The organism is Streptomyces sp. NPDC015139, from assembly GCF_043079785.1.
GTDB lineage: Bacteria > Actinomycetota > Actinomycetes > Streptomycetales > Streptomycetaceae > Streptomyces > Streptomyces albidocamelliae.
Genome location: NZ_JBIBUW010000029.1, coordinates 41,635 through 51,442 on the forward strand (window position 1 = coordinate 41,635; position 9,808 = coordinate 51,442).

Sequence of the window (9,808 nt, forward strand, 5' to 3'; positions counted from 1 at the left end):
GCGAGGTGGGAAGTTACTCACCGTCCTCGAGGACGGCGTCACCGCCCTTAATGTGGCGGGCCGGGTTGAGGCCCTTCTCCATCAGCTCCACCGCCCACAGCATCGGCTGGACGCCTTCCAGCTTCGCCAGGCCCGGCGTCGACCCGAGGCGGAAGCCGCCCGGCTGCGGCTTGCCGGAGGCCGCGTAGGGGAGGAAGTCCAGCGGGCTCGCGCCCGGCGAGGGGTAGACCACGCAGTCGGAGAGGACGGCGAGGGGGAACAGCCCGGTCATCTTCGCCATGTTGTTGAGCTTGCGGTGCATGTTGACCCGGGCCTTGCTGATGACGGCGGCCCTAATGTCCGGGCGCCAGGTCGGCCGCTGAAGGGCCGGCCACCGCTCGCCCTCCTTATAGTGCTTGCCCTGCGGACGCTCGCGGAGCTTGCCGACGCCGCCCTTCACCGTGGCCTTGATGGCCGCGAGGACGGCGGCAAGGGCCGGGTCGACCTGCTTGTGCTGCTCCATCGCGGCGAGGAAGGCGCGGTCGTCCAGGTCCTTGGTGATGCCGAGGTCGGCGAGGGTGTCGACGTAGGCGTTCTTGAGGCGGTCGTGCCACGGGTCCAGGTACGCACCGGTCTCGCGGCGCAGGTACGCCTCGATCGGGTGCACGTCGTAGCCGAGCTCCTGGGCGTAGGCGACGGTGTGCGTCTGGTACCAGGCCGGGCCCGTCGGACGGGAGCCGTCCGGCGTGAACGGCGAAGGCAGACGCGGGTCCAGCTCGATGTGGGACAGGTCGACCAGCCACGAGCCGGGGATCTTCGGGTTGAACTTCGGGGCGTGGAAGTGGTCCGGAGCGCTGAGGCCGACGACCAGGCGGGCCGCGGCGGCGAGGAACGCGGTGTTGAGGTCCAGGCCGACCGCGAAGGGCATCATGCACTCCTCATCGCTGAGCGAGTCCACCGACCGCACCCACTGGTACGCCTCCTCTTTGAGGAACCCGCCCGTCCAGCCGGACTGAACGACCACCGGGTGCTCCGCGGTGGCCTCCGGCGGCGCCGGGTCCATCGGCTCCGTCCCCAGCGACCCCGGGTTGTAGGCCGACACCCAGTTGCCGGTCTCCTCATCGCGCTCCGGCTTCGTCGGCGGCCGCAGCGCCGTCATCAGCTCCAGGCCCGAGACAGCCGTCGACCCACGCGGGGTGATGACCCGCTGGGCGTACACCCCGAGGACGCGGGCGATGTCGGCCGACTCCATCTCGCTCACGCCGGGCCAGGACCGCTCATCGAGGGCGTCCCACGACAGGATCGCCAGCTGCACACACTGCCTCTCGCGGCCCTGCGCCTTGCGGTAGATCCGCGCCCACGGGCCGAAACCGCGCTGCGTGAGCTGCCACTTCGCCTTCAACACCTGCTTGACGACCGGGTGGTCCTCCGGCAGGCGCAGGGAGCGGCGCTGCTCGTGGCCCTCCAGGCGCTCCGGCAGCCCGAGCTTCACGGCGGCCGCAGCGGTGAGCACGATCAGCGGATCGGAGTCCTTGCCGTAGCGGTTGAGCTTCGGGGCGCCGAGGCCGGACTCGCGCAGCGTCCACTCCACCAGCTCCACCACGGTGGTCGCCGGGCAGTCCAGCACGATCCCGTCGACACCGTACGCGGAGCCGTCGCCGTCCAGCACGGCGAGCGGGCCGTGTGGGAAGCGCGGGTCGACGGCGGGCTTCGTCGCCTTCTTCGCTGCGGGGCGCCGTGACGTCGTCGGACGGGCGGCCGGGCGGGCGGGGCGCTCCGGGGTGGCGGGAGCCTCCACCGGCGCGGCGGCCGGAGCCACGGGGGCGACAGGCGTGGCGGGGGTGCCGTGGGCGGGGTACTTCGCCGCCCACCCCTTCAGCAGCCGCTGGTACGCCTCCAGGCGCGGCGACTTCGGCTCGGAGCGGCCGTTCTCATAGTTCTTGACCGTCTGCACGGTCGACTTCAGGGCCTGCGCGAGCCGGGCCTGGGTGATGCCGGCGGCCTCGCGAAGCCGGGCGCGCTCCGCCGGGGGCGGGAGCTGCGGTTCCTCCGCCAGCAGCGCGTCGATGTTCGCGAACAGCTCTTCCTCGGACGCCATGTCTTCTACCTCCGCTCTCCACGCTAGCAGGACTTGGCCTCAGATTTAACCCGTTCATTTAACCCGTACAGGATTTTTCCTGCTGACGACTCCATTACTGGAGGCGTCAGCAGCTATGCTGGTCTGGACGTCGAGAGGAGCCCAAGTGCCCACGGTGAGCTTTCACTTCGACTCGTCCTTGCTGGCCAAGCTGGCTGCGGCTGCTCAAGACGAGACCATTCACATCACTCTGTCCATCGACGCCGCACCGTCGGCTGGCACCTCACTTTCTGGAGACTCCGCTGCTAAGCAAGCGGTGACTCCTCAGGGACCATTGGCCGAGCTGCTGCTGCGAGGCCTGCTGCAGCCCGGTGAGGTTCTGTCGTTTCAGCAACGGCGGGCGGGACGGCAGGCGACTGCCGTGGTGACGGCTGAGGGCCATCTGATCGTCGAAGGCCACCCCATGCCCTACACCTCGCCGTCGAAGGCTGCGAGCGCGGTCACTCACAGCACCGTGAACGGCTGGACCCTGTGGCGCACCGCGGACGGCCGCACCCTCGATGCGCTGCGGCGCGATCAGCTGCAGCAGGACTGACCGGCCCATCCGCCCAACCATCCGGCCCGGGGACACCCCGTAACCCTCTATCGTCATTCGCCCGTGGAGGAGCACGTGAGCTCGCCGTTCCACCCGCTGTTCCCGGCGCCGGTTGCGGGAGCAGCCTTGGGCTGTCTGCCTGGCCAGGCCTCAGGAGAGCTCGAGGTAGCAACCCTCCCAGGCGCCGCTCGGACAGCGACGTCCCAGGTGAAGCCCATAGTCGTCTTCGTGGCAGGGCAGGCCGGCAGCGGCAAGACGCTCGTGATGGACGTGGTCCACGCCGCTCTTGACCGGCGGGGCGGTGCACTCCGGGTGGAGCGGGATGCCTACAAGACCGTGCACCCGCACTACTCCGGCTTCCTGACGGAGGACGTGCGGACGGCCGGGGTTCGGGTGCGGCCGGAGACCTACCGGTGGCAGGCCGAGGTCGAGGCTCAGGCCCGTAGGCACCGCTACGACGTGGTCGCCGAGGAGGCCCTGGCCGACCCGGTCGCCTTCAAGGGCACGCTCGCCGCCTACCGCCAAGCCGGATACCGGATCGAGGTCGTGGCCCTGGCCGTGCCGGAAGCGGTCAGCCAGCTCGGGATACTGGACCGCTACCTGCGCCTGGCCGAGGAAGGCCGGGCCCGGTACGTGTCCTGGGACAACCACGACGCCTGCGCCACGGCGCTCGTCGATGTACTCGCGGACATCGAAACCGAGCACCTGGCCGACCGGGTCGTCGTTGTGCGGCGCGGCACGGAGGTGCTCTACGTCAACGAACTCACAGACCGTGGGCAGTGGGCCCGCTCGCCCGCTGCGCGCGAGACGTTGCTCGCCGAACGCGCCCGCAAATGGACACCGGCGGAGACCGGCGCCTTTCGCCGACAGCTCGCAGAGGCCGACCGGCGCACCCACGACCCGCGCCTTCCCGAGGACTGGGCCCTGGCCGTGCGGCGCGACGCAGAACGCGCTGCCGCGCTGGCCGAGCCTGTCCGGCGGATCGCCCAGCCCAGAGGCGAGGCGCCCGGCGTCGACTACCACCGGCTGACCGGTGAGGAACACCGGTGGATCTTCGACAACCTGATCCTGCCGGACCTTGCCGCACGTACCAGCCCGCAGGACAAGCCCGTCGTGGTCTACCTCATGGGCCAGCCCGGGGCCGGCAAGACGAACATGACGCGGATGGTCCTGCGCTCCTTGCGCGGCCGGCCCACCCGGATCAGCGGCGACGACTTCAAAGCAGCCCACCCTGACTACTACCAACTGTTGCAAGACGAACCGCGCGCCGCAGGGGCCCGCATCCGCGCGGATTACCGGGCCTGGCAGGTCCTGGCCGAACAGTACGTGCGCGAGCGGCGCAGCGATGCAGTCATTGAGATCGCCCCCTCCAGCGCGGCCACGTTTCTCAACGCCGCGCTGCTGTACCGGCAGGCGGGATACCGCGTGGAGTTGGTGGTGCTCGCCGTGCGGGCCGCCGACTCCCGCCAGGGCACCGCCGATCGCTGTGCGCAGATGCTGCAGCTGGGCGCAGCGGGCCGGTTCACTACCGCCAGCGGGCACGACATGCACTTCGCGGCGCTTCAGGAGGCGGTGGAGGCCGCCGAGGACGTGCCCGTGGCCGAGCTGGTGACGGTGATGCGGCGGGACGGCAGCGTGCTGTACCGCAATGAGCGCGCGTCCGGAGAGTCGTGGGTGAGGCCGGCGGGCGCAGTCCACGCCCTGGTTTCCGAGCACAATCGCCCGTACACCGATCAGGAGGCCGCCCGGTTCTGGGCGATCCAGCGGCGGCTGCGCTCGCAGCTGCCGCTCTACCGCCGCGACCTCGAGCAGATCGCCCAGCTGGCGCGACCGCTGATGCCCGAGCACCTGCTGCCGTACCGGCTGCGCGGGCCTGCCGACGTGGCCGCTCTGCCCGCACGCAATTACGAGTCCTGCAGTTCCTTAAGCCGCGCCGAGTAGAGGGCCGCGAGGCGCGTGATTTCCTCGGTGTCAGCCTCCGCGAGGCGCGCGCGGTCCCGTACGCAGGCTTGCTGCTCAGCGAGCAGCTCGTCGAGTCGATGCTGATCCGTTCCACCTCGGCGTTCGGTGTGAATCAGCTGGCCGTACAGCGCGATCACCTGCGTCAGCAGCCCTGCCACTGCCGCCTCGTCAACAGTTCCTCCGTGCCCGCCCGAGTGCGCAGCCCCCGGCCTGTGGCCGGGCTGTGGGTCAGCGTTGGGGTCGGGGAGCGCGGGGTCGTGCACGAAGGCCACCAAGTCGAAGAGGAACAGGCAGGGATCATTCTCAAGGCCTCGTCTCACCCCGGCAAGCCGCATGCTCCTCCGCGGGCCGGCGCGCCGCGGTCAAAATCCAGCCCGGTACCGGTCGGGACGGCCAGGTTGGGGCTGCCGGGCGAGGCGAGCACGGGCATAGGCTGAACGCCTGGTGATCACCCGGTGGGGGAAATCAAGTGACCGATATGCGTGCCCTGTTCAGCTCGAACGAACCCATCGACACGAGCGAGGCGTTCACCAACCGCGAGCGCCAGTGGGAGCTGTTCGCCACCGTGCTCGAAGAGCATCTGCGGCACGCCAGCGCCCCGGGCTTCGACCCGTCCGACCTTGAAGCGCCGCGCACCAATGTCATGTGCTTCCACGGGGTGGGCGGCGTGGGCAAGTCCACCTTCTTGCGCAAGCTCGAAGCCGTTCTCGGCGGCGCCGGACAACGGCCCGCCCGGTGGGGTGAGCCGGTATGGGGCGGACACACGATCCTGCCCGTTCGGATCGACCTGGCCCGGTCGGCCGACACCACTTTCGAGGACGTCGTGCTGACCATCCGGGCCGCGCTCGCTGCCACGGTAGGCCGCCCGCTGCCCGCTTTCGACATCGCCCTGCGCCGGTACTGGGAGGTACGACATCCCGGCGACCCGTTGGAGGGCTACCTCGAACGTGGCGGGCTGGCCAGCCGGTTCGGCAAAGCTCTGCCGCAGCAGACGCAGAGCGCCCTGAGCGACATCGCCCAGGCGCTGCTGTTGCCCGGCACCGTCGGCTCGGTGGTCGGACAGGTCACCGGCGCGCTGGTCCGCGCGTTGCGCGAGCGGCACCAGACCGTGAGAGCACTGGCCGGCTGCGCACGCCTGGCCCCCCTGTTGGAAGCCGACCCCGACCTGGATGCGCTGTCCTTCTACCCGCATCTCCTGGCATGGGAAATGGATCGGCTGCCTGCCGGCAAGAAGGTCACGCCGGTGATCTTGCTGGACACCTTCGAGGACGCCGCCGACCGCCACCGTGACTTCGAGCGGATGCTGCAGCGGGTCGTGTGGCTGATGCCCGGATGCCTGTTCGTCATCAGCGGCCGCTCCCGCCTGCAGTGGGCCGATCCTGCCCTGCATGGGCAGCTGGACTACACCGGCCCCACCGCCTGGCCCGGCCTGTCCGCGACGTCCGGCACAGTGCCGGCGCCTCGCACACACACGCCGGGCGGGCGGCAGCATCTGCTGGGAGATCTCTCCCCCGAAGACTGCGACGACCATCTCGCCCGCCGGCTGGTCAACAACGGCCAGCCCCTCATCAGCCCCGCCGTCCGCACCGTGATCACCGACCGGTCCCACGGACTGCCCCTCCACCTCGACCTCGCGGTCGGCCGGTTCCTGGAGATCCGCCGCAACGGCCGCACTCCCGAGCCAGCCGACTTCGACTGCACCTTCCCCGCACTCCTGGCCCGGGTGCTGTCCGACCTCACCGCCGACGAACGCCACGTGCTGCGCTCGGTGTCGTTGCTGGACGCCTTCGACCTCGACCTCGCCACACGCGCCGCCGGCCTCACCCACCAGGCGCCCGCCCGGCGCCTGACCGAGCGGCCCATCGTCTACGAGAACCCGTACGCCCTGTGGCCCTACCACCTGCACGGCGCGATCCGCTCCGCCCTCACCGAAGCCGACGACCACACCGACGACCGCTGGACCCACGCCGACTGGCACCAGGCCGCCACCCGCGCCCTGGCCGCACTCGGCGACCAATGGACCGCGAACGCGTCCCTCACCCCCAGCCGCACGCTCCTCGTCGCCTGCCTGCGCCAGGGCCTGCGTCTTGCCCGAGACCACCGCCTGACCGGCCTGGGCTGGCTCATCGACGCCGCGCACGCCTACACCGACGACTCCGTGTGGGAACACCTCACCCCACCCACCAGCGCACCGAACCCGGAACTGGACACCGCCGCCGACGCCCTGGCCGAACTGCTCACCGCCATCGCCCGCCGCCAGCGCGAGCACCGCCAGCGCACCGCCGACCGCCTCACCGCCGTCCTGGACAGCGGGCTGCTGCCCGCCGAGCTGACCGAGATGGCCCTGTACTACCGGGCCAAGGCCCACAAGGACCTCAGCCAGAACGATGCAGCCCGGACAGGGATGCAGCAGGTCGCCGACCTCGGCGGACGTCTCGCCCCCAAAGCCCGCCGCGGCCTGGCCAACCTGGCCCGCCTCGCCGGCGACTTCCCCACCGCGCTGGCCGCAGTCCCCACCCTGGGCTGGAAGGGCCGCCATTACCGCGTCCTCGGCGACATCCACTGGTCCCACGCCGACACCGCTGCCGCCGCGGCCGCCTTCGAAGCCGGCCGTGCCGAAGCCGAGCAGCACGGCGCCGCCGGCGAGCGCGCCATGATGCAGGTCCGCCTCGCCCTGGCCGTCTCCTTCGCCGCCCCGGTCCGCGCCGATGACGAACTCGCCCTCGCTCACCAGCTCCTCGACGGGCTCGACCAGCGCTCCAACACCCTCCTCGCGCACACCGCCGCCCTGATCAAGGACGCGGGAACGCACAGCGTTCCCTCCCGGGCCCAGGCTCTGCACAGCGACATCGAGGCCGCCGGGCTCCCCTTCCTCCATCGGTTCGTGGAACTTGCGACCGCCTTCCACCACGCCGTCTGCGGCGAGGACCAGGACCTTGCCGCGACTATCGACCGGCTCCGAGCTCTCACTGCCAGCGGCGACTTCGCGTACTTCGTCGACGTCGCCCACTTCATGGCCGGCCTGCCCCTGCCAGGTCTCTCTGCCGTCCGCTGGACCAAGAGCGAAGAACACGTGCGCTCCGCATGGCGCGGCCTGGTCCAGGACCGGCAACAACACCTGCGCAACCGCGACTGACCACCCGGCCAAGGACGGCGGCCCGGATCAACAGGGTCCGGGGCCGCCGTCGTGCAGGCCGCCAGCGCCAGGGCCCGGCAAAGCAAATGGTCCGCACGCCGATCGGCGTGCGGACCAAAAGAAAAGAGGGGCAGTGGCCATAAATGGCGAGTGCCCCTTCAAGTCTGCACCGATTGTAGCACGGGACACCCGTTTACCAGTTTCCGCTGGTCAGGCTTCGATAGGGTGCCCAAATGGCCTCCACCGCAGTCCAGGACCCCTACGCACGTCACGTCCTCGCGCGTATGTCCGACTTCTTCGCCGATGAGCGTACGCCCTGGCCCCGCCGCCTCTGGGACGTAGGCTCCGTGCTCGCGCTGGAAGAAGTGTGGGAGGCCGGCCGCTGGCAGGCCCACAACGTGCTCCGGCCTGCCGCGTGCGACTGGCAGCGCCATGAACTCAAGGCGATCCTCGGCCGGGACGCCGGTCTCGGCGACAGGGACCTCCGCAGGGAGATTACGACCCTGCTCAGTAAGCCCCTGCCCGACCCGAGCCCGGAGCGGCGCCGGCTGAAGGAGGTCATCGGGCATCTGCGTCCCGGCTATCTGGACCGGTGGGTGACAGCGATCGATGTCGAGGAAGCCAAGCGGGTCAAGCCGGAGCGGTTCTCCCGGACCGTGGCCGCCCACCTCCTGGACCTCGGCTACAGCGGCCTCCACCTGCGGAACTGGGCGCGCGGCCTCAGGACCGCCCGAGTGACAGCCACCGACATCGCCCAGAGCGCCGCAGAACTGGCCCGCGCACGCCCCCAGACCTTCGAGGTCCTGGTGGCCCTCGACAAGGTGCCCCACCGCGATCTCGCCGAGCCGCTGCCGAACTGGCTCGACAAAGGAAAGGTCGGCGCCTGGCTGCGCGAACAGGGCCACGACACTGCAGGCTTCCGCACCGGCGGAGGATTCGTCTACCCGTTGCAGGCGCTCGATCCCCTCGGCGCGGCCGACCAGGCCCGCCAGCTCCTGGACCGCATGACCGCCCGCTCGGAATTCCTCCGCGGACGCCGCGGAGGCGTACAGCCGCTGCCGCACATCTGGGTCGCTGGATACGACACCCCCATACCGCTCGAACCCCCCGCCCGTGGCGTCGACGTCCTCTCCCTCGTATACGAGGGCCACCTCTACAAGGTCGACAGCCCCGAGCGCATCGACGACGCACTCGAACTCGCCGCCGTCAGCAACCGCGGCGCCCTGGCGCCTGCCGTCGCCGGCGGCTGGGCAGCAGTCGAGTCCCTCCTTGTCCACCCCGATGACCCCAGGGGCGACGGAGAACGGTCCGGGAAGGCCGTCGCAGCCGACCGCATGGCCGCGATCATCGCCTGCTCCTGGCCCCGGGCCGAACTGACCACGCTGGCCCACCGCCACCAGCCCGCCCAGCCGGACGCCCTCTCCGAGGCCATCGCGGCCTGCACCACCAACCGTGAACGCGCCCGGCTCGTCGCCGACGCCCTACGCAGCGGAGGGCCCGACGCCCTCGCCCTGAAGTACACCGACACCGCAGCCGCCCAGCGCATGGCCGCACTCGTACAGAACCCCGGCAAACAACTCACCGAGGTCAACCACGCGTTCCGCATCGCCCTGCGCCGCCTCTACCGCACCCGCAACATCGTCCTCCATGGCGGAGCCACCCAAGGCGTAGCCCTGGACGCCTCCCTGCGCACAGCCGCACCCCTCCTGGGCGCCGGCCTCGACCGCATCGTCCACGCCTCCTACACCGAAGGGCTTGACCCACTCGATCTCGCCGCGCGCGCTGAAGTCGCCCTGCAACTCGTCGACGGCGAAACCGGCTTGACCACCGTTGACCTACTCGAGCCCCCTCGCTGAGCACCGCAGCGAGGACCGCCACTGCAGCAGAGCCGCCGTCGACTGGTGGCGTCCGGCCGACTCGCCCACAGGGCCCAACCGGCCACCTGCAGCCTCCTTCGACCGGGGTGTTAGGCGTCATTGAAAATGCCTATGAGTGCGGCAGTTTGGGCAGCTTGGTGCCGACATGATCGGTAAGCGTGCCTGCCGACGAAGAGGTGCAG

The 9,808-nt window shown here is 70.5% G+C and carries 6 protein-coding genes; 4 read left to right on the top strand and 2 right to left on the bottom strand.

Features of this window, described 5'->3' with window-relative positions:
* Positions 1 to 13 precede the first annotated feature (13 nt).
* Complete coding sequence (gene tap, locus ACF08B_RS39075; protein ID WP_392321800.1) at positions 14 to 2,077, bottom strand: telomere-associated protein Tap; 2,064 nt, start codon at positions 2,075 to 2,077, stop codon at positions 14 to 16.
* 145 nt (positions 2,078 to 2,222) lie between these two features.
* Between tap and ACF08B_RS39080 the strand changes: the two genes are divergently transcribed.
* The gene (locus ACF08B_RS39080) at positions 2,223 to 2,651 is read left to right on the top strand and encodes a DUF4357 domain-containing protein (protein WP_392321801.1); all 429 of its coding nucleotides are present in this window, start codon (positions 2,223 to 2,225) and stop codon (positions 2,649 to 2,651) included.
* A 75-nt stretch (positions 2,652 to 2,726) separates the two neighbouring features.
* The gene (locus tag ACF08B_RS39085) at positions 2,727 to 4,592 is read left to right on the top strand and encodes a zeta toxin family protein (RefSeq protein WP_392321802.1); all 1,866 of its coding nucleotides are present in this window, start codon (positions 2,727 to 2,729) and stop codon (positions 4,590 to 4,592) included.
* Here ACF08B_RS39085 and ACF08B_RS39090 read toward each other — a convergent pair.
* Complete coding sequence (locus ACF08B_RS39090; RefSeq protein WP_392321803.1) at positions 4,556 to 4,771, bottom strand: hypothetical protein; 216 nt, start codon at positions 4,769 to 4,771, stop codon at positions 4,556 to 4,558. The two genes, ACF08B_RS39085 and ACF08B_RS39090, sit on opposite strands and share 37 nt — an antisense overlap.
* Before the next feature lie 320 nt (positions 4,772 to 5,091).
* Here ACF08B_RS39090 and ACF08B_RS39095 point away from each other — a divergent pair, with 320 nt between their 5' ends.
* The gene (locus ACF08B_RS39095) at positions 5,092 to 7,749 is read left to right on the top strand and encodes an ATP/GTP-binding protein (RefSeq protein WP_392321806.1); all 2,658 of its coding nucleotides are present in this window, start codon (positions 5,092 to 5,094) and stop codon (positions 7,747 to 7,749) included.
* Positions 7,750 to 7,982: 233 nt separating this feature from the next.
* A complete protein-coding gene (locus tag ACF08B_RS39100; protein ID WP_392321804.1) occupies positions 7,983 to 9,605 on the top strand; it encodes an integrase in 1,623 nt (540 codons plus the stop codon).
* Positions 9,606 to 9,808 lie beyond the last annotated feature (203 nt).